This window comes from Brasilonema angustatum, from assembly GCF_059505445.1.
In genome coordinates this window covers 1-20,904 of record NZ_JCACKO010000132.1, presented here as the reverse complement: position 1 = coordinate 20,904, position 20,904 = coordinate 1, and the positions used below count along the sequence as shown (strand labels likewise).

General features: G+C 43.3%; 18 protein-coding genes and 1 pseudogene. 8 read left to right on the top strand and 11 right to left on the bottom strand.

Annotation, left to right across the window (positions count from 1 at the left end; all coding sequences use genetic code 11):
- Positions 1-10: 10 nt before the first annotated feature.
- The 5 genes from panD to AC5JM2_RS22795 form a co-directional block, all read right to left on the bottom strand.
- Entirely contained in the window at positions 11-394 is a 384-nt protein-coding gene (gene panD, locus AC5JM2_RS22815; RefSeq protein WP_169266591.1) for an aspartate 1-decarboxylase, read from the bottom strand.
- A 442-nt stretch (positions 395-836) separates the two neighbouring features.
- On the bottom strand, positions 837-1,355 hold the full coding sequence (locus tag AC5JM2_RS22810) for an inorganic diphosphatase (RefSeq protein WP_495837109.1): 519 nt from the start codon (positions 1,353-1,355) through the stop codon (positions 837-839).
- Positions 1,356-2,100: 745 nt separating this feature from the next.
- Positions 2,101-2,289, bottom strand: a complete 189-nt coding sequence (locus AC5JM2_RS22805; RefSeq protein WP_495837108.1) for a TLTLP motif-containing protein — start codon at positions 2,287-2,289, stop codon at positions 2,101-2,103.
- 1,200 nt (positions 2,290-3,489) lie between these two features.
- On the bottom strand, positions 3,490-4,461 hold the full coding sequence (locus AC5JM2_RS22800; RefSeq protein WP_495837107.1) for an Npun_F2552 family protein: 972 nt from the start codon (positions 4,459-4,461) through the stop codon (positions 3,490-3,492).
- A 71-nt stretch (positions 4,462-4,532) separates the two neighbouring features.
- The gene (locus AC5JM2_RS22795; protein ID WP_495837106.1) at positions 4,533-5,969 is read right to left on the bottom strand and encodes an aspartate ammonia-lyase; all 1,437 of its coding nucleotides are present in this window, start codon (positions 5,967-5,969) and stop codon (positions 4,533-4,535) included.
- Between the two features lie 165 nt (positions 5,970-6,134).
- Here AC5JM2_RS22795 and pgsA point away from each other — a divergent pair, with 165 nt between their 5' ends.
- Positions 6,135-6,656 (top strand): CDP-diacylglycerol--glycerol-3-phosphate 3-phosphatidyltransferase, encoded by a 522-nt coding sequence (gene pgsA / locus AC5JM2_RS22790; protein WP_495837105.1) that lies wholly within the window; start codon positions 6,135-6,137, stop codon positions 6,654-6,656.
- Between the two features lie 29 nt (positions 6,657-6,685).
- On the opposite strand, the gene AC5JM2_RS22785 is transcribed toward pgsA, so the two are convergent.
- Together AC5JM2_RS22785 and AC5JM2_RS22780 are read right to left on the bottom strand one after the other, a co-directional pair.
- A complete protein-coding gene (locus tag AC5JM2_RS22785; RefSeq protein WP_495837104.1) occupies positions 6,686-7,177 on the bottom strand; it encodes a DinB family protein in 492 nt (163 codons plus the stop codon).
- Between the two features lie 280 nt (positions 7,178-7,457).
- A complete protein-coding gene (locus tag AC5JM2_RS22780; RefSeq protein ID WP_495837103.1) occupies positions 7,458-8,795 on the bottom strand; it encodes a MurT ligase domain-containing protein in 1,338 nt (445 codons plus the stop codon).
- Positions 8,796-8,900: 105 nt separating this feature from the next.
- Here AC5JM2_RS22780 and AC5JM2_RS22775 point away from each other — a divergent pair, with 105 nt between their 5' ends.
- Both AC5JM2_RS22775 and AC5JM2_RS22770 read left to right on the top strand, forming a co-directional pair.
- Positions 8,901-9,122: an element excision factor XisI family protein gene (locus AC5JM2_RS22775; protein WP_495837102.1), complete on the top strand. Its 222-nt coding sequence runs from the start codon at positions 8,901-8,903 to the stop codon at positions 9,120-9,122.
- Positions 9,044-9,208: an element excision factor XisI family protein gene (locus tag AC5JM2_RS22770; RefSeq protein ID WP_495837227.1), complete on the top strand. Its 165-nt coding sequence runs from the start codon at positions 9,044-9,046 to the stop codon at positions 9,206-9,208. Before AC5JM2_RS22775 ends, AC5JM2_RS22770 begins: the two co-directional genes overlap by 79 nt.
- A gap of 83 nt (positions 9,209-9,291) precedes the next feature.
- On the opposite strand, the gene AC5JM2_RS22765 is transcribed toward AC5JM2_RS22770, so the two are convergent.
- The 4 genes from AC5JM2_RS22765 to AC5JM2_RS22750 form a co-directional block, all read right to left on the bottom strand.
- Complete coding sequence (locus AC5JM2_RS22765) at positions 9,292-10,746, bottom strand: hypothetical protein (RefSeq protein ID WP_495837101.1); 1,455 nt, start codon at positions 10,744-10,746, stop codon at positions 9,292-9,294.
- Between the two features lie 261 nt (positions 10,747-11,007).
- On the bottom strand, positions 11,008-11,925 hold the full coding sequence (locus AC5JM2_RS22760; RefSeq protein WP_495837100.1) for a methylenetetrahydrofolate reductase: 918 nt from the start codon (positions 11,923-11,925) through the stop codon (positions 11,008-11,010).
- A gap of 62 nt (positions 11,926-11,987) precedes the next feature.
- Complete coding sequence (gene trpS, locus AC5JM2_RS22755; protein WP_495837099.1) at positions 11,988-12,998, bottom strand: tryptophan--tRNA ligase; 1,011 nt, start codon at positions 12,996-12,998, stop codon at positions 11,988-11,990.
- A 142-nt stretch (positions 12,999-13,140) separates the two neighbouring features.
- Positions 13,141-14,361 (bottom strand): RNA-guided endonuclease InsQ/TnpB family protein, encoded by a 1,221-nt coding sequence (locus AC5JM2_RS22750; RefSeq protein WP_495837098.1) that lies wholly within the window; start codon positions 14,359-14,361, stop codon positions 13,141-13,143.
- Positions 14,362-14,652: 291 nt separating this feature from the next.
- Here AC5JM2_RS22750 and AC5JM2_RS22745 point away from each other — a divergent pair, with 291 nt between their 5' ends.
- The 5 genes and pseudogenes from AC5JM2_RS22745 (at position 14,653) to AC5JM2_RS22725 (ending at position 20,745) form a co-directional block, all read left to right on the top strand.
- Positions 14,653-15,402: an SDR family NAD(P)-dependent oxidoreductase gene (locus AC5JM2_RS22745; RefSeq protein ID WP_495837097.1), complete on the top strand. Its 750-nt coding sequence runs from the start codon at positions 14,653-14,655 to the stop codon at positions 15,400-15,402.
- A gap of 64 nt (positions 15,403-15,466) precedes the next feature.
- Positions 15,467-15,695, top strand: a pseudogene (locus AC5JM2_RS22740) (IS701 family transposase); the annotation flags it as partial.
- Between the two features lie 24 nt (positions 15,696-15,719).
- Entirely contained in the window at positions 15,720-16,409 is a 690-nt protein-coding gene (rppA, locus tag AC5JM2_RS22735; protein ID WP_495837226.1) for a two-component system response regulator RppA, read from the top strand.
- Positions 16,410-17,798 (top strand): two-component system sensor histidine kinase RppB, encoded by a 1,389-nt coding sequence (rppB, locus tag AC5JM2_RS22730; RefSeq protein ID WP_495837096.1) that lies wholly within the window; start codon positions 16,410-16,412, stop codon positions 17,796-17,798.
- Between the two features lie 355 nt (positions 17,799-18,153).
- Positions 18,154-20,745 (top strand): chloride channel protein, encoded by a 2,592-nt coding sequence (locus AC5JM2_RS22725; RefSeq protein WP_495837095.1) that lies wholly within the window; start codon positions 18,154-18,156, stop codon positions 20,743-20,745.
- The last annotated feature ends 159 nt before the right edge of the window (positions 20,746-20,904 follow it).

The following is a 20,904-nucleotide window of genomic DNA, read 5'->3' as shown; positions in this document are numbered from 1 at the left end:
TTGCTCGAAACTAGGTCTGACTAAGCAGGTCATCGTAGCGCCGCACTTCTAACAGTTGGTTTTTGCTGTCCACAATGACAACTGTGGGAGAGTATATTTTCAACTCTTCCGAATTAAACTGTGCGTAAGACATTATAATCAAGCGATCGCCACTTATACCTAGACGTGCTGCTGCCCCATTCAGTTCAATTGCTCCTGAATTGGGTGGAGCTGGAATTGTATAAGTGATAAACCGCTCGCCATTGGAAACATTCACTACGTGCACCTGCTCATACCATAAGATACCCGCTTTATCCAACAGAACTTGGTCTACGCTGATACTTCCTACATAGTTAATATTTGTTGCTGTGAGCGTGCAGTTATGAATTTTTGCCAAAAGAAGCGTGCGCTGCATTGGGTTTCAGTTATCAGTTATCAGTGAGACAGTAATCTTGAAAAGCTCTCCCTCCCTAGACCACTGGCGAGACTGGCGTTCGAGTGAGGTGAGACCAGTGCTGCGGGAGGGTTTCCCGACAGCCAGGCATTTGGCGTTAGCGTTAGCTCCGGCCCCCTTAGGGACTAGCGGAACCGGAGGTTCTCCCCGAAGGGGTTTACTGACACAGGCAACTGGCGTTAGTGTAAGCGCAAAGTGGATCGCAGGCATACAAAGCAGGGTTCCCTTTGCGACAAGCGCGTCTGGTGGATCTCCTCCGAAGACGCGCTCGTTGTGACCGCAAGCCTCCTGTTGAACTTGGGATTACCAGTTATGAGTTGAAACAATAACCAACGGATTGCTGTTCATGGTTGACTAGCTCTGGAGTCTTGGAAATGTTTCAAGTTACTTGTGAATCTGAGTCTTAACTTTTTCCCCTACCCGCTCTAATACACTTTTCTACTAAAGGCAACACCTGATCAACATCTTGCCACCCGAGAATTTCCGTCACTTTTTTTTCTAAATTTTTATATGTGCGGAAAAATTCAGCTATTTCTTGAAGTCGATGTGGTGCAAGGTCTTTTAAGGATTTTACCGAAGTGTAACGTGGGTCTTTATCAGGAACACAAAGGATTTTCTCATCGCGATCGCCACCGTCTATCATCTCTAGCATACCGATTGGTCTTGCTGCAATGACACATCCTGGGAAGCTTGGCTCATCTATAATGACCATACCATCCAAAGGATCCCCGTCATCAGCCAAGGTGTTTGGTACAAAGCCGTAGTCGTATGGATATTGTACCGACGAGTATAGTACCCTATCTAGGGCGAAAGCTTGAAGTTCTTTATCGTATTCGTATTTGTTTTTACTCCCGCCTGGAATTTCAATCAGAACGTTAATCAGACCTGGTTTAGGTTGGGCAGGAATACGGGATAAATCCACAACAAAACTCCTCAGCTAACAGTGAATTAGGGGTACTCTATGCTTAGCTCCCAGTGTATAATTTTAGATTAAAATGGGCTACGTTCTTTCACATTTTCACCGCTAAAAGCGAATGAGATTTTTGGTAAGCCCTGAGTGCACACTAATTTTAACATCGCGAGAGCCAGAATTTCCCATACTATCACTCAAACATTCAAATTTCACTCATTAGAAATTCAAAATTAATTTTGAATTTCTAAATGCTTGATAAAAATGATTGGGTCTTTAATTCTTTCCCCCTGCTAAGAGCCGAGTGCTCGGGTGCTCCCCATTTGTATCAACCTTAAAGTGACACGACATGAGCTAGCACAGTGACTTCAACACTGTGCTAGTTCATACCTGAAGGCAAGGTGAGTGGACATAAGCACAAAGCGGATGCCTAGGGTCTCATGCAGGAGAAACCCTTCGTTGAAGGGTTTCCCGTGCTTAGCGACTAACTGGTGTAAGTGCAAAGCGTGCCATAGGCATACGCCTATGTCTTAGAGAGAAACTTCGGATTCTTGAGCGTGTCGCAAAGTGACTCAGCATGTCTAAAAGATATACCCGGAGGGAGGTGACCTCCGTTGTTGTACATGGTATTGCTTTGTGTTTTTCATATTCCTTATTCTTTATCCCTCCAGGGAATCCCAAAGCCCTCTTGTGAAGTGCAAACTGCCGACGGCTCTGCCAACAGTCATGCAACTACCATTCAAGAGTCAAGTTTTCTCTAATCTACATCTGTCTTTATATTGTAGGTAATTGGTTGCTGGTGATCCTGAGCACTGTTTGAAGAGTAGTGACCAATAACAAACAAGGGTAAAGTTAGAGTCAAAAGACCGATCACAGTTCCTACAATATCTGCCAACGTATGGGAATATGTACTGGCAGGGTCAGCAGATTGGGTATTTGAATGCATAAAAAGTTGAAGTTTTTTACACTTATTATTTTGTGTTGACTCTTTGTAAAGAGTCTTACTTGTATTATAGCTATTTTTCAATATTATACTATCTATCAATAAATAATATCAATCATTTGTTAAGGTATCTATACTTGTTTTTGTAAATCAAACACTTGAGACAAAATGGAAGTTAAAATATGTACGTTTTACTTGGTCATTAATTTCACAGGCTAATTTAACTTAATTTCGTAAAAAGTTTAGGAATACACTGAAAAAAGTATTCAAAGTTACGTTATTTTGGTATTTCCTATCTCTTATACCTATAGCAGTCCTAAATGAGATTGTAAATTGTCCCATGAGGGCAGGGAACGCTTAACGCTTAACGCTTAACAGGAATTGTTTATAAATGATTTAGAATTGCTATATGATCCGTCTGCGTTGTATACGCTTTACGCTGACGTCAATCCCTAGAAAGTGGGAAAATCATTATTTTTCACATCCATATTCACCTTACGACTGACTCGTCTTGGCGGTATAAGTTTCTGGCGCACGCAGTCGCATATGCCTGCGACACTTGGCTTGGGCGAACGTTAAATAAGTGGTGGGACAGGAATATAGCGCTTCTCAGTTGCGTGCAATACACAGCTGTAGAGACGTAGCATGCTACGTCTCTACATTATTCGTGGTGGTGTATGTGATTCAAATGAGAACCGCTATAACCCTCTTCTGTCACTCTCCGAAATCAAAAATCAAAGGCAATGTTTAAACCTTAGACTAGGGTTGGGTTTGTGGCTTTCTTTTCTAATATGATAAACATCACCATCGCTTTAGACTAAAACTCTTGTGTAGCAAGGATTTCATGTTTTCATCTGGGGAAAGTGACAGAAGAGGGATAATTATTCACTACGCAAACATTTATGAGTTAATCATAGGACAATTTTTTTGTGTAAAAGTACTGTGTATAAGGAAAATGTAATAATTTCTTCTAGTTATCTTAATTTCAACCCAAAGAATGATTCCAAATTCAAACACAACTGAAAATGTGTTATTTCAAAGTGCTTGACTTGTGATAACGAATCCCTAAGCAATAAAAAAACCGCCACTTAATGAGGGCGGTTTGGTTAAGCAATCGGAGGGTATTTACAGCTTACTCTGCCAATGCATGAAATTGTTGTAACAGAATTGGCACTTGTTCTTTACAAGATGCGCGAAATGCAACTACCGTTTGGCATATGCATTCATAGGTTCTTTGATAAATCTTATGTAAAGATGTTTGAACGTAGATTTGAGGACGCGGGGCATTCCAAAATCGATGGGTATGAACTTGTCTGGTAGCCGCCAATCATCTATTTTTAGTAAGTCGGGATCTAGGTGAGGAAAGTTGATGTTGTTCAGTTCACCAACGAACCCCAGCCGGATTGATGCAGCGACAGTGGGTACTTGATCTGGTGGAACATTGAGGATTTCCACCATTGCACGATCTAAGGCAAAGACATCTGGTGATGCGGCTAAAATGCCCAGTGGACGGGGTTCACCACCACTTGGACCATTGCCTTCATGAGCAATCACGCCATCAAGTATAGTCAAGTCAGGATTAATTGTCCTGGCGGTTTCCACCAACATTTGAGCAAAACGATTTGCGTCTTTTCCCGCTTCCATGTGCCACCAAGCTTTCATCTTGCCTGGAACACAACCAAACAGGTTTTTGACTCCCAAAGTTAGTACCAATTGGGCATGGGATTTTACTTTGGGTAGGTTAATCACAACATCCGCTTCCATCGCCTCTTTGCACAGTAGCAGATGATCAAAGTCTTCGCTGACGGTTTGGTAGCGCTTGCCCTGAAAATCGACGATCGCAAGGTTCAGTTCTTCTAAAATAGGCTGATAACCATTTGCGAGTGCAACTCCCTTGGCGCTACCAAAAGCGGGACTATCCCCCAAAAATGGTTTACCCCCTGCTTCTATAACCATCTGGGCGACTGCATAAACCAGTTCTGGACGAGTTGTACATTCTTTGCCGGGACGTGCGCCTGTTAGCAGGTTGGGTTTCAGTAAGACGCGGTTTCCACTTTTGACAAACGCCGCCATTCCTCCTAAAGGTTCCAGCAGTGTTTCTAAAGATTCCCGGAGTGCTTCCTGTTCGTAGGAAGTGGCGCGAATTAAGCTGACGGATGGTGTTTGAGTCTGCATAGTTAAATCAAGAACGAATAAGAAAAACTAAAGAAGGAAGAGTTGTTTCTTTTATCTTCCTTCTTTGTTCTCTAATCCGATGTGCCGTCTAGTATATTTAGAGGCATAATTGCACTCATTTGTTCCAAGTTTAATACTTGGGCTAATTCTGCTTCACTCATGAAACCGCGTTCGGTGACAATCTGCCGCAAAGACTTACCAGTTTCTAAAGATTCTTTCGCCACAGCAGCTGCATTCAAATAACCGATGTGAGGATTTAATGCTGTCACTAAAGCTAAACTGCCTTCGGCGTATGCTAAACAACGTTCCTGATTGGCAGTAATGCCCTTGATGCAGCGTTCGGTGAGTGCGGCGATGGTGTTACCAAGAATTTCGATGCTGTGAATCAGGTTATAAGCAATCAGAGGCATCATCACATTTAGTTCTAATTGTCCGGCTTGTGCAGCAAGGACGATCGCACTATCGTAACCCATCACCTGGAAACACACCATTGATGTCATTTCTGCCATGACTGGGTTGTACTTTCCTGGCATAATCGAGGAACCCGGTTGCACTGGTGGTAGTTGAATTTCTTTTAAACCAGTTTTTGGTCCCGAATCCATCAGACGCAAATCATGAGATATTTTAACTAGGTCTTGAGCTAGGTTGCGTAAAGCACCAGAAACATGAACGAATGGTGCCATACTCTGCATTGCAGCCATCAGGTGAGGTGCTGGTTCCAAAGGGAGATTTATCAAATCTGATATCGTATCTACCACACGGGCACGATACTGAGGATGAGTATTCAACCCTGTACCCGCTGCACTTCCTCCCAAACCAAGCACCATCAAATCAGAAGAGGCGGTGTAGATGCGGTTTTGATGTTCAGTCAGAATGTATGCCCAAGCGTGAAAATTCTCACCCAAACGCACCGGTACAGCATCTTGCATGTGGGTTCTGCCAGATCTGACGACATCTTGAAATTCTTCGGCTTTTTCTTCTAATGCTGCAATTGCCTTTTCTAAAGCCGGATGTAGCGTTTTTGATAATGCCAATAAGCCACCAATACGAATTGCTGTCGGAATCACATCATTGGTAGACTGTCCGTAATTGACGTGGTCGTTGGGACTAACGCACTTGTAATTGCCTTTTTCTTCACCGAGAATTTCTAAAGCGCGATTTGCTAAGACTTCGTTAAGATTCATATGGTGAGAAGTTCCCGCACCAGCCTGGTAGACATCTACCACAAATTGGTTGCGAAACTTTCCAGCAAGCACTTCATCTGCAGCTTGTATAATTGCTTTGCTAATATCTTGGGAAATACAACCGAGTTCACCATTGACAATTGCTGTCGCTTTTTTAAGAATAATGCCAGCATCTACGTAAGTAGCTAAAGGTTTAATACCGCTAATAGGAAAGTTTTCTGTGGCTCGTAGTGTTTGAATTCCGTAGTAATTGGTACTAAGTAATTGGCGATCGCCCATCGAGTCGCGTTCTATTCTCACTTGAGAATCTATTTGTTGAGTCATATTATTTTTTAGAATTAGTCATCACTCAAGAGTGTATATTCTCCTAATCCCCTTGTCCCCTTATCCCCCTCATCTCATCTATCGCGGTTACACCTGTAGTTAGCAACTAGACGGATTATCAGCATAATCGTTTCCTAATTTTGAATTTTTAATTTTGAATTGTTTATGACTTTACCTAACTGGATTACCTTCTCTCGCCTTCTAGGGATACCATTTCTACTTTATGGCTTGTATAACCCCACACCTCAAGCCAGATGGATTTGTTTAGCAATTTTTCTTGTCGCCTCCCTGACTGATTGGTTAGACGGCTATTTGGCGCGGAAGCTTAACCAAATCAGCGACTTGGGTAAATTTCTTGACCCCTTAGTTGATAAATTGCTGGTACTTGCGCCGTTACTAGCTTTAATTGAACTAGGAAAAGTCCCTGCTTGGGGAGTGTTTCTAATCTTGGGACGAGAGTTGGCTATTGCAGGTTGGCGCGTCAGTCAAACCAAGGTTACGGGGGCGAATATTTGGGGGAAACTTAAAACAGTTAGTCAAATTGTGGCGATCGCACTTTTGATCGCGCCTCTACCCCAAGTATGGCAATTACCTTCCATAATTGCTTTCTGGATTTCTGTTGTTTTCACAATCATTTCTGGAGTAATATACCTTTTACCGGAAAAAGATAGCCAAATTACTCAATAACTTTCATAAGAATTCATCGTTTTCCTGTACTACGGTCGGAGAATCCGGTGCATATCCAAAACTGGTGGAGCAATTTCGGTTTGGGTTAGCATATCGTGAATTTGACCGCGATGGTGTGTTTGGTGGTTAAAAAAATGTGCTAGCAATAAGTTAGGCGGATCAGTATAAAGCTTACCCTGACTATTCACGTAGCTGATAGTTTTGGTCAAGAAATCCTGACTTAACTTAGACATGAAAGCTTCTATGCGCTCATCTTCTAAGACACGAACTGAGCGCAACTCATCAAAGTCCCCATACAGGATAGCATCGAGATTGGTAGAGGGCATTTGTTTGCCTTCAAAGCGTCCCATCCAGATGCGATCGCCCACCATAATATGATTCAGCGTCCCATGAATACTTTTGAAAAAAGCTTGTCTAATTCGCTTGCGTTCTACATCCGAAAGTTGGGAACAAACTTCATAGACTTTTCGGTTTGCTAAAGTGTTGTAATTTGCAAGCATTTGAAAGTGTTGAATAAGCATAGAAAAAATTCCCTCAAGGACTACGTCTGGCTACGCTAACAAAATTCAAAATGATAATAGGTTCGTAGTAAGGGGAGCATCCCAATTTGGCAAAAATACCTCTGTTTGTCATTCTGAACGTAACGAAGTGAAGCGAAGAATCTGGCGAGATGCTTCACTACGCTACCCTTCGGGAAGCCGCCTTCGGCGTCTACGCTTCGTTCAGCATGACAGTAAACTTGCACATTTGGGATGCTCCCGTAGTAAGTGCTTAAGTACTCACTACAAGCCTATAACCAATTTAGAGAATTTTTCTGCCTGTTAGCACTTCTCGCACTTCCAGCATGGCAGAATAGGTGGGTAATATATGCAAGGTTTCATTTTCTGGTGTGTGTTCTAACGCCGTTGCAATTGCTTGCCGTAAATCTTCTTCGACAATTAAATTGAAGTCACTTTCAGGAGTCTTTTCGCTGTAACGCAGACGTAGCGCCATGTCATAGAGACGATCGCCACTCACAACTAAAGTCCCTCCCCGTTCTACCAATTTCTCTGTATCGACATCCCAAATCCAAGATACATCAGTTCCATCGGGTGTTCTGTCATTCAACACAAGCAGCGTCGTTTTGTCAAGACTTTGAGTCACAACGCGAATTGTTTCATTCGTCCCCACAGGATTTTTTGATAACAAAATTCTTACCCGTTTACCATTAACTTCTAATTCTTCAGCCCGACCAAATGCAGCTTGAAAGTTGTTAATCGTATCCAGAATAGTCGCTTCATCAACTCCTAATTCTATCGCAGCGGTAACGGCTGCCAAAGTATTATATTTGTTGTATAAACCTACAAGTATTTGTGGAAATTCGCGGCTATCAAGCGCGGGTTGACTTCTATTAAAGCCACACTTAGGACAGTGAAAATCTCCTAAATGAGACAAGTAAACACCTTTGTAATCTAGCGAGTGTCCGCAATTAGGACAAAATATAGAATCAACAGCGTGAGGAATTTCATCTAAATAATTTTCTGGCTCATTCAAGCCAAAGAATAACACCCGTTGGGGTAACTGTTGACCAAGATAAGATAAAGTTGGATCATCAGCATTCGGAATGACTACTGTTTCTGTTGGAAGGGTAGAAATAACTTTTGTCCAACGCTTACTAATTGTGTCAACTTCTCCATACCTATCGAGTTGATCGCGGAACAGGTTTAAACAGAGGATTATCTTAGGTTGAATTGGTGCGAGAATCTTCGGTAGAATATTTTCATCGACTTCTAAAATCGCGTAATCAACATCTAGTCCGCCGACTAAGTTAGTGTTTTCCAGCAGTGCTGTCATCAAGCCATTTTCTAGATTTGCGCCTGTAGAGTTGTGAGCAACACGATACCCTTTGCGTTCTAGAATTGAGCATAGGAGCAGCGATGTGGTTGTTTTGCCATTAGTACCAGCAATTAAAATGACTCCGTTTTTGACTTGTTGAGTTAATAACTGCAACAATCGGGGTTCAATGCGACGCGCCAGAGAACCTGGTAAAACACTCGCCGCACCCAAGCGCAGCGATCGCACTCCAAAAGTAACGCTTTTTGCGACTGACACAGCAAAAGCCAGTCGTATCCTGTCTATCAGTTGAATTTTGTTTCCCACATCAGTACCCTAGTTAAGTGTTGCTGGTTTGCAGCCCTGAGTCTCAAATTTAATCATGTGAGTTTAACTAATTCTTGCCAAAATAGCCAGTTCCGGAAATGATAGGTGATATGTGCTGCTGTTCCTTACGCTTACGGTGAGATTCAAACCGAAGTCGTCTTTGATCGCAAGAACGACCGATATTTACTGGTGAATGTGGGATGGCGAATGCCTGCGGCACGCTGCGCTAACGCCGAGTTCACGGCTGTATTATTCACATCGACATTATCAACAACAAACTCTGGATTCAGCGGGATGGTACTGAACACGGTATTGCCAAAGATTTGACAGAAGCTGGAATCCCTGAGATTCACATTGTCTTAGGATTTCGAGAACCGGAACTGAGACAGTATACGGGATATGCTGTGGCGTAGTCTTGATGTATGAAGTTAAGTTTTGCCGCTTCCTCAGTAACTTGTTTAGTACAAACAATGAAAGCTGTGAGTGAGCAAACTTACTAACTTAAATCACGTAAACTTAGGTCATAACGGGGAAGTGTAGATGACTCCCACTGTTGTGTACGATCCAAGTATTTGCCGCTATAACCTAATCGCCATAGCAAAACTTCATCAATCCATTGAATTGCTTGTTTTATAAACTTCCAGCGCTGTTCAATTGTCATGCTGCCAACTCTAGGGTGAACTGCATCATTTCGCACTTCAAGAAACGAAGGTACATCGTCTATGTCGTTATATCCTTTACTCTTAGTTAAACCTATGCGTTCGAGTAACAATCTTAGACGTTTGCCAGTTACAGTAATATTCTCCTGTCCCAGATTTTTACCCAAATTCCAGCGTCGTTGTGCCTCTTGACGTTGTTTGTTTTCTGTAGCAAAGAGTAACTCGCAATCAGTCTTTCTTGCGGCATTAGTTTCTTCCTCAACCAGAATGATATAACTTAACCGCTCAAGGGCAGCCCCTACAGCACTTGCTACAACTTGCCAACGCATTCCTGGTCGCGTTGCTTGAAAATACTGAGTGAGTGTAAAGTCAATAGTTTCTCTCCATGTTAGGTTTTGCATCATGCGCTCAAAAGCCGGGAAGCACTCCATGTACACTTTCAAGTCGCTGTCTACAGTCACCCATGAATAACACAATTGTTTTAGTGGAGTCGTTTGAAATGTCAGAGCAACTGCACAAGAAGTTTGAATGGGATGTGATCGGTTTTGAGTATACTCGTAACCTTCAATCAAAAGAGGATCAATATAGCCGCCGTTGGGATAAGACACAAACAAGCAAAGATGTTTGAGCTGCTCTAAAGCATTGCTGAGTGTAATAGTTTGAAGTTCAGATAAGGTTTCAGGTTCTATCGACTTATCTTTTGGTTGGTAAAGAGTTCCAACTGTAGTAATGAGGCTACCTGTGTTCCGATTTTGGGGGTTAAGCCAATTTAGTGCATCAGTCCGTATATCTAAGCGAATACTCCAAATATTATCTATAGCTGATTGTACGTACCTACCTCCGTTATCCCAACCAACTTCTGTATCACTGCCAACCTCTTTTAGGGTTTTTATTAATATTTCTTGGCGGACACTCTTGTACTGAAAGCGAGTATTAGGCAGGTAAAAGATAAATTTATGTGCTGTATCCTCCATGTCACCATAAACAGCCTGAGTCGTATTACCCCTTATAGCTCTGAGTGGTCCAACAGCATTCCAAGAGTCGTCAGTACATATCGGCTGTTCTATGGAAAAACAGTGTCCAATCAACGGATTTTTTGTGTTTGAGTCAAGTGAGAGTGAAGGAAAATTACACTGAACATTGCCAAGGATTTCAAATTCCCAAATAATGCGTGGCGTGGGATAAATTTCCAATGATGCCAGTAGGCGACCTTCACAGTCGTTTATCTTGGCAATATTGTTATACAGTTTTACTTTTTCTTTGAGGATAAAATCTTTCTCTTTAGGAAGCATTTTTTAGCTATTTATAAAAACTTAGTTTACATTTTTTTCCTCGTTCCTTGGCTGGAGGCAGGGAATGCATAACTTGAGGCAGAGCCTCAATATAATCATTGGGAGACGGAACTTCCTTCCTTTGAGGCATTCCCATGAGTCGCATGGAAACGAGGAACCTGGAAGGTGATGTCAAGAATGTATTTTGCTCGTATTATCTCCCCAAGTTGTAGAGACGCGAAATCTCGCGTCTCTACCAAGCGTCTACTCCGGCTTAGACTATCATTTGTTCACTACCCCAACACCCGCCATATCCAAAATTGGCACAATCAAATCTTCACGCTTCACTGCCATCATGTGCACACCTTGACACAATTGACGTGCGATTTGGACTTGTTCAGCAGCAATTTTCATTCCTTCTTCAAGTGGATCTTTTGCTTGCGCTAACCTATCAATTATGTGGTCAGGAATATTCACACCTGGTACACACCGATTGATAAACTGAGCATTTTTCGCTGATTTCAACAGAAAAATTCCTGCCAAAATTGGTTTATCACAGCCTGCAGCTATTTTGTCCATAAACTTTTCTAGCCGCTCAAAGTCTGTAATCAATTGACTTTGAAAAAACTGCGCCCCCGCTGCTAATTTGCGCTCAAATCGACTTTGTAAACCAGACCAACTTGCACATTGCGGATCGACTGCTGCACCTGGAAATAAATCCAGCGCACCATCAGTCAGAGGTTTTTCGTTGCAGTCAATGCCTTGATTGAGTTTGTGAATCAGTTGCAGCAGCCGCACTCCTTCCAAGTCGAACACGCCTTTAGCGTCGGGATGGTCACCTGCCTTCACAGGATCGCCAGTCAAAGCTAGGATGTTATAAATACCTAGAGCATGAGCGCCCATAAGGTCGGCTTGTAAGCCAATACGGTTGCGATCGCGACAAGCAATCTGACAAATCGGCTCAACGCCATTTTGTAACAAAATTGCCGATGCGGCTAATGAACACATCCGTAATACTGCGCGGCTACCATCAGTAATATTGACGGCATGAACCCTCCCCTTAAGAGTCGCCGCCATTTGGATCATGTGTTCTGGATTACCGCCTTTGGGTGGTGTCACCTCGGCGGTAATCAGGAATTTACCTGTTTTCGCAGCTGTACGAAAAGAAGTTAAAGCTGTTGGAGTTATCGTATCCAGCATAAAAAACGACCATTTCTGTCTAATGGTACAGCTATAACACAAGACAACCTGATGAGAAAACCTTATAGGGGTATAGAGTAACCCATCGCAGCTTTGACTTCATTGAGAGTTTGGTTGGCGATCGCCTCTGCTTTTTGCTTTCCATCCCGCAACACAGACTCCAGATAACCTTTGTCGTTCATCACCGCCTGATACTTTTCTTGGATGGGTTTGAGGGCTTCAATCGTCGTATCCGTTAACAAAGGTTTAAATTGCCCCCAGCCCATATCCTGACACTCAGCCGCTACCTCTTGCTTCGTTTTTCCAGAAAGCAGCATATACAGAGTTAACAAATTGTTACTTTCTGGACGTTCTGGATTGTCAAACTCCAAACCGCGAATCGGATCAGTTTTGCAGCGCTTAATCTTTTTTGTAATCTCATCAGGTGAATCTAGCAAGTTGATCCGACTCAACTCAGACGGATCGGACTTCGACATTTTCTTAGTACCATCCGTTAAACTCATCACCCTTGCACCTTCTTTACGAATCAAAGGTTCTGGTAACTTGAGCACAGGTTGCTTCGGTTTGGCAAAGAAGTGATTAAACCTGTTGACGATATCCCGCGTCAGTTCCAAATGTTGCTTTTGATCTTCACCAACTGGCACTTTATCTGGTTTATAAAGCAAAATATCAGATGCCATCAGCACTGGGTAGTCCAACAAGCCAACATTCACATTTTCTCCTTGTTTGACTGCTTTTTCCTTGAACTGGATCATGTCTTGCAGCCAATTGAGGGGCGTGATGCAGTTAAACAACCAAGTCAGTTCACTGTGGGCAGAAACATGAGATTGCACAAAGATAGTAGAGTGGTTGAGATCAAGTCCGCAAGCCAGATATAAAGTAGCTAGAGTATAGGTATTAGCTGCCAGCGTTGCTGGTTCGTGGGGCACAGTAATCGCGTGTAAATCAGCTATGAAGAGAAAATTGTCATACTGGCTTTGGATTTCTACCCAATTGCGAATTGCACCCAAGTAGTTGCCTAAATGTAAATTGCCAGTTGGTTGAACTCCGGAAAGAACTCGTTGCCTACCCATAAACTCCAATTATAGTGTTTTTAAATCCGACAATAGCGGCTTTACAAGTGATTTCTATTGTTGCAGAAAATTTTTGACATTTCTTTATATTTCACGCAAAGATAGGCGACGGATGTTCTAGATGGTAAAAGCGAGCAGTGAACTACCCCGCCGCATAGGCGGACGGGGCTTCTGTACTCATAGGCGAATGCCTTAGATTAGACTTTCGTCCAAGCTTTGGTCTTACTTCCCCTCCTACAGCAGAGACGGCTGAACCTTCCGCCTTTAGCATTCTGATTCCCTCTGCTCTAATATTGATGGCTGCATTTCCATCACGGTCATGATGAGTGCCGCAGTGAGGACAAGTCCAGTCCCTTACATCTAGTGGCATTTCACCCATCTTGTAGAAACAATTAGAGCAGAGCTTAGAACTAGGGAACCACCTATCAATCTCAACTAACTTTGCACCTTTGCGTTCCAGCTTATAAGCTAGAAAGTTAGTGAATGTTCCCCATCCACAATCAGATATTGCTTTTGCCAAATTGTGATTACGAACCATGCCTTTAACATGAAGATTCTCTACTATGACAGCTTGGCTATCGCTGACCAACTTATAACTAAGTTTATGCAGAAAATCTTGCCGCGAATTGCTAACCCGTTCGTATACTTTGGCAACAACTTTTCTATACTTGAACCGTGAATTACTTCCCTTGACCTTACGTGCTAACTTTTGCTGCTTGCGTTTGAGATTCCTTTCATGTTTAGCAAGATGTTTGGGATTATCATATTTTGAAACTTTTTCGCCATCAGTAACAACAGCAAAGTGTTTCAATCCCAGGTCAATACCGTAAATCTTGCCCTCCGAGATAATTGGATTTTCACCCTCTGTCTCAGTCAGGATAGAACCAAAGTATTTTCCTGATGGAGTTTTGCTAATTGTGACGGTTTTAATAGCCCCTTCAATAGGTCGATGTATTTTGGCTTTGACAACTCCAATGTTACCTGGAAGCTTGACGTTACCATTTACAATTTTGACGTTTTGAGGATACTGAATTGACTGTTTACCGTTTTTAGATTTGAAACGAGGAAATCTCGCCCTACCTGCAAAAAAGTTTTTATATGCTGTAGTTAGATTCAGCGTTGTAGCTTGTAAAACTTGGCTATAACATTCAGCCAACCATTCCGTATCTTTTTCTTTTTTGAGCTTAGGTAGAAGTGCGTTGAGTGCTACCTGACTAAGCCCTTTACCCGTTTCTTTATAAACTTCAATTGATTTATTCAAAGCATAATTCCACCACCAACGCGAACATCCAAATGTTTGAGCTAGTAGTATTTGTTGCTGTTCAGACGGGTATAGACGAACTTGTACAGCTTTGTGTAGCACTCAATATCACCTCCTTGATTTATATATCTTACTACTATCTACATTTACTAGTAAAGTTATTCTGGACAAACATGTAAATTGCTCGGACATCCATAAAGGATGTACCTCACAATTTCCCGGCTATCCATCCCCACCGCACGGCGGATGGGAAATTCCGCCGAAATGCGTTAAAACCCTTCAGCCACTGAAAGAAAGCGCGGTCAGTGGTGCTCGGCTGAAGCTGGTAGTGATGGGCTACAGTTACTAGAGAGTGAGTTCAATCATCAAGCATCAGAAAATTATCAGGAGGAAATGATGGCAGGCAAATTAGACGCAAAGGTGGCAATTATTACAGGTGCATCTTCGGGAATTGGGGCGGCGACGGCGATCGCTCTTGCAGAAGAAGGCGCACAGGTGGCGATCACGGCTCGTCGAATCGAGCGATTGAACGAAGTTGCACAAAAAATTGAAGCGGTTGGTGGGAAGGCTTTACCAATTGTCACGGATATCAGCGATGAAACCCAAGTGAACGAGCTGGTGCGTCATGTCAACACAACTTTGGGACGAATCGATATTCTTGTGAATAATGCGGGCATGGGAGCATTGGGAACGATTGAGGATGGCAATCCAGCAGAGTGGCGGCGACAGTTCGACTTGAACGTTTTGGGATTGTTGTATGCGACTCATGCTGTTGTGCCTATCTTCAAAGCACAGGGCGTTGGGCATGTGGTCAATCTTTCATCCGTTGCCGGACGGATTACACGGGCGGGCATGGGTGTGTACAGCGCCACCAAATGGGGCGTAAATGCGATTTCAGAAGCTCTGCGGCTGGAAGTTCACAAACACAATATTCGCGTCACGATTATTGAACCCGGTCTGGTTGCCACCGAATTTGTTGACAACATCAGCGATCCGGCTGCGAAACAGGCGCTCGAAGCCAGGTTCAAAGCCGTCACTCCACTGCAACCGGAAGATATTGCACGGGCGATCGCCTATGCCGTTACCCAACCGCCTCACGTCAACGTGAATGAAATTTTGATCCGACCAACGCAACAGGAATAGGACTTACGCATTGACAAAAGCACAAATTTATGTAAAATATGTCTCTTGTCCTCTGTACGCAGGTATCGAACGCTTCAGTTTAACCACCAAGCCCTCTGCTGCTGAATGTGACCTAAACACCTACACCTGGTTTGTGATCGCTGAACCCAAGTATGGGGGCTGCTGTCGCGCGCGCAGAGTTATTTGAAGGTTTGTCCCATGACAGTGTCAACCGCTTCCTGCTAGGAGAAAGATATGAACCCAAAGATTTGTTTGATGAGGTAAGACCAGACATTAATTTGATAGGTAGCACCGCCGCGTGGAGACGATATTCCTATATGAGATTGCTATTAGTTGAAGATGAACCAGATTTAGGCTCCGCAATTAAACAAGTTCTGAATCATGAAGCGTATGTAGTAGACTGGTTTGTTGATGGTTCTCAAGCTTGGGAATATCTGCAAAGCAAATGGAGTGAGTACACACTGGCGATTGTTGATTGGATGCTGCCAGGATTGTCAGGTTTAGATTTGTGTAAAAAGCTACGTCAGCAAAACAATTCTCTTCCTGTCTTGATGTTGACTGCAAAAGACCGACTCGAAGAAAAGATTATCGGACTGGATGCAGGGGCGGATGATTATCTGATCAAGCCTTTTGACATGGCAGAACTGCTGGCAAGGTTACGAGCATTACGGCGGCGATCGCCTGTGATCCAACCTGATCATTTCCAGGTAGGTTGTCTCACTTTGAACTATAGCACCCATGAGGTGACTCATGAATATCCTAACGGCAACAAGCAGATAAGTTCCTTAACCTTCAAAGAATTTCAACTGCTGGAATACCTGATCAAGCATCATAACCAAATTGTCACCCGCGACCAAATTATCAATCAGCTTTGGGAAATTGGTGTAGAACCAGTTAGCAATGTCGTAGCTGCACAAATTCGTTTACTCAGACGTAAACTTGGAGAAGTAGAAAGCGAATCTTTGATTGAAACAATCTATGGTGTGGGCTATCGTCTGAACGCTTAAATGGAACGCAATCAACTCTTTCGCCTAACTCGCTTGCGACTAGCTGCCTGGTATGCGCTTGTTATGGGATGTATTTTGGGTGCATCTGGTTTAGGAGTGTATCATGTAGTTGCTCATGCTTACCGGGAAACTATAGACCAAGGGCTGGAGTCGGTAGCAAATACACTACATAAAAGTATTGAACCTGTTTCGCAGCAACCCGAACATTTACAACAACTTGCTAAGCAACTTTCTTTAGAACTGTGTGTGACTCAAGCAGATTGCTTGACTCAAACAGTCGTCATGAAAAACCAGATTTCAGAAGCAGCAGATAGTGTTCATTACTATATGCGCTTGTTGGATCGCGCAGGAAGAGCGATCGCCTTAGCAGGGACGCGCCTTGAGGAATTGCCAGTAACTTCACCAACAAAACATTGGCGATACGCGCAGCGTCAAGCCTCCGGCTTATCGCTAAAAAACAAATCAGGCATTCGCTATCGTCAAATAACTTTACCACTGTACACTCACAACCAGCTTTCCGGTTACATGCAAGTGGGGCGAAGTCTCAAAGATTTAGATCAGCATTTGGCAGCCTTGAGATTAACTTTGTTATTAGGCTGGCCTATTACTATGATTTTAATTGCTATTTGTAGTTGGTGCTTAGCAGGTTTAGCAATGCAGCCTGTTTATAGCTCTTACCACCAAATGGAACAGTTCACCGCCGATGCAGCCCATGAGTTTCGCACGCCTTTAGCGGCTATGCGCTCAACTATCGATGCTGCTTTTAGATTGTCTGGACAACAGGACTTTAAGTCTATGTCTCCACAAGCAACTGGTGATATTCTACAAGTCCTCAAGCGGCAAAACACCAGGCTATCCCAATTAGTGGGAGATTTGCTGCTGTTGGCGAGACTAGATCAGCAACAACAAACAAGAGAATATCAATCTTGCTGTCTCAACGATTTAATCAGCGACTTAGTTGAGGAACTGGCATTTCTAGCAGTCGAGGCGCAAGTGAAGTTGACGCAGGTGCAGACGCAAGAAAAACTTTACGTTTTCGCAAACGAAGAACAGCTTTATCGCTTAATTTCTAACTTAATTGTGAATGCAATTCAAGCTACGCCAAAGAATGGAAGCGTAACAGTTTCTCTGGAACATAGCGAACGCTATGCCTTAATTCAAGTGCAAGATACGGGAATAGGTATTGCCAAAGAACATCAATGTCGGATTTTTTACCGCTTCTACCGAGTCAATAAAGATCGCTCTCGTACCTCTGGCGGTTCTGGATTGGGATTGGCAATTGCTGGTGCGATCGCAAAAGCGCACAAAGGCAGTATTTCCGTACAAAGTCAGTTGGGAATAGGTACTACATTTGCAGTGCGACTCCCTTTGCAACAAATAGGGGTGTAAGGGGGTAGGGGGGGTAGTGGAAAGAAAGTAATTTATACCAAGTTGCAATCAAACGTAGCATCTGTCATTGCGTTAGCGCAGCGTGCCCGGAGGGCATACGGAACACAGTGGAGCGAAGCAATCTCCCCTAACCACAAATTACTACAACATAAGGCAACTTGGTATTACGGTTATTTTTCTCCTTACCCCCATACCCCCACACCCCCACACTCTCACACCCTTGCTTTCAAATAAATATCTATCTTTTGAAAGATAAATTTTTCATCTTGTTTTCATTTTTTCGTGAGAAGCTCAGGATAACAAACAGTGAATTTCAAATTCAAACTTCTGTATATCAGAAGTAATTTTCAACAAGATGCTAATCAGGGGAAAAATTCTTTGGCTCAGGCTTTATCGGCAACTTTTGCAACCTAAACGCTTTGCTATTTTTCAAGCTTGTCTGATTGGTTTAGTGTCAGCGTTAGCAGCAGTTTTGTTAAAGCAAGGTGTGGGTTTTTTAGGTGGCTGGCGAGTCCATATGACTCATGTATTACCAGCTTGGTTAGTACTACCAGCAATTGGCTTAGGCGGCGGACTGCTGTCTGGTTGGTTGGTGGAACGAATGGCTCCTGAGGCTTCTGGTAGTGGGATTTCACAAGTTAAGGCAGTACTTGCCAAGGTGCCAGTGTCGCTGAATTTGCGAGTAGCAATAGTTAAGCTATTTAGCGCAATGATAGCATTAGCTTCGGGTTTGCCTTTAGGTCGGGAAGGTCCAACGCTACAGGTGGGAGCTGCGATCGCCAATCAACTCAATCGCTTGTTTCCAAGTTCCCCTGATTACCGTCGCCAAATTATTGCAGCAGGTGCGGGAGCTGGTTTAGCTGCAGCTTTCGATGCCCCAATTTCCGGTTTTCTGTTTGTTGTCGAAGAACTGCTTCAAGATGTCTCTGGCTTTACTCTAGGTACAGCAATACTCGCTTCTTTCATTGGTGCGGTGATTTCCCGATGGCTGGGAGGACATAGCTTAGTCTTAGAGTTAACTGCACTACAAACCAATTTTTCACTTCCAGAAATTCCTTTCTACCTGGCTTTGGGAGTATTAGCAGGGTTGTTCGGTGGACTGTTTAATAAAGGAATTATCGCTTCTATAAAATTTAACAACCGTTGGTTACGGTTTGGATTACCTCTGCGAGTGGGGTTAGCTGGGTTAATTTGCGGTATAATAGCCGCTCTTTTGCCAGCGCCTTTTCGGGATACAGCGGGATTACGGGAAACTTTGACTGCGGGTGAACTCAGCGTTGGTGTAACTCTGGTCGCTTTCGTTTCTCAGTTTGTTTTGGTATTAATAGCATACGGTTCAGGAGCTCCGGGAGGGTTGTTAGTTCCCCCGATGCTTTTGGGAGCTGCTCTTGGTTATTTAGTGGGAATCGCAGAACATAGTTTATTAGGAATTACTTCTCCCACAACCTATGCTTTAGCAGGGATGGGGACGTTTTTGAGTGCTGTAGCTAGAGTCCCAATCACAAGTATCATCATCGTCTTTGAAATGACGACAGATTTTAATTTGGTATTACCGCTGATGATTGGTGCGGTTATTGCTTATTTGGTGGCGGAAAAGGTGGCGGCTGGTTCGCTTTACGATCATTTGTTAGAGCTTAGTGGTATTCACATAGAACAAGAGCCAAAAAAAGAGGGATTGTTATCGCAGCTCAATGCAGTAGATGTGATGCAGAATCGTGTGGAAACATTATCTAGCCAGATGAGCGTTGAGGAAGCACTACAGGCTTTTTCTCATTCACAGCATCGCAACTTTCCTGTTATTGATGGTCGCAAAGTTGTTGGTATGGTAACTCAGAAAGATGTCGCAAATATTGCCTCACTTCCATCAGGTGGAAATACACCAATCAGCGAAGTCATGACACCCGAACCTGTAACAGTGAGTCCACAAGATACGCTGGCTTATGTTCTACATCTACTCAACCGTCATAACCTCAACTGTCTACCAGTAACAGAAGTCAGCAAACTAGTTGGAATTATTACACGTAGCGATATCATTCGTGTAGAAGCAGAACAATTGAATGGCAAGACTTTTAAGGTGCGATCCAAAGCGAAACCTTCGTACGTCGTTTACCAAACCCGTTCTCCAGCAACAGGCAAAGGACGATTATTAGTACCACTTTCGCATCCTAGCACCGCACAAACTCTACTTGAGATGGCGCTGGCAATAGCTAAAGAGCGTAATTATGAATTAGAATGCCTGCAAGTGATTCTCGTGCCGCGCGGTTGCAACCCGGCTCAAACACCAGTGCAAACGACTGATAGTCATCATCTTTTAGATCAAGCGCTGCAACTTGGGCAAGAAAAGCAGATTCCCGTTCATACACAGATACGAGCTGCTGATAATATCGCCAGAGCAATTTTAGAAACTGTCAGAGAACGACACATTGACTTAGTTTTGATGGGTTGGAAAGGCAAGACTTCTACACCAGGACGAGTATTTAGCCGAGTGGTAGATACTGTCATTCGTCAGGCTACTTGTGATCTTGTCTTAGTGAAGTTGAATGGCACAATAGCTTTTAACCGTTGGTTATTATCAGTAGCTGGAGGTCCTAACTCCCGTCAAGCCCTTCAACTTTTACCTGCGCTTGCTTCTTTAAGTTCAACGCCGGAAATTAAAGTCTGTCAAGTCTTCCAGCCGAATGGCTCTACTCCTGATACAAAGCCATTAGAAACATCTGTCCGCTTTCTCAAGCGTAAAGTCGGTGCTCATGTCATGGCAACTCCAGTTCGCGCCGATTCTGTGTGTGAAGCTGTCATTGAGTGTGCCGAAAAAGACCAAAGTGATGTTATTGTTCTAGGGGCTAGCCGTGAAAAGCTTTTGCAACAGGCAATCAAAGGAAATATACCAGAGACAATTTCTCGTAAGAGTCATTGCACTGTGATTTTGGTGCGTAGTGCTCTTGGATAATTATAGCGCTTCTCAGTTGCGTACAATACACAGCTGTAGAGACGTAGCATGCTACGTCTCTACATTATTCGTGGTGGTGTATGTGATTCAAATGAGAACCGCTATAGCCCTCTTCTGTCACTTTCCGGGTATTCTGAATAAAAGAATCATGGATAGAAA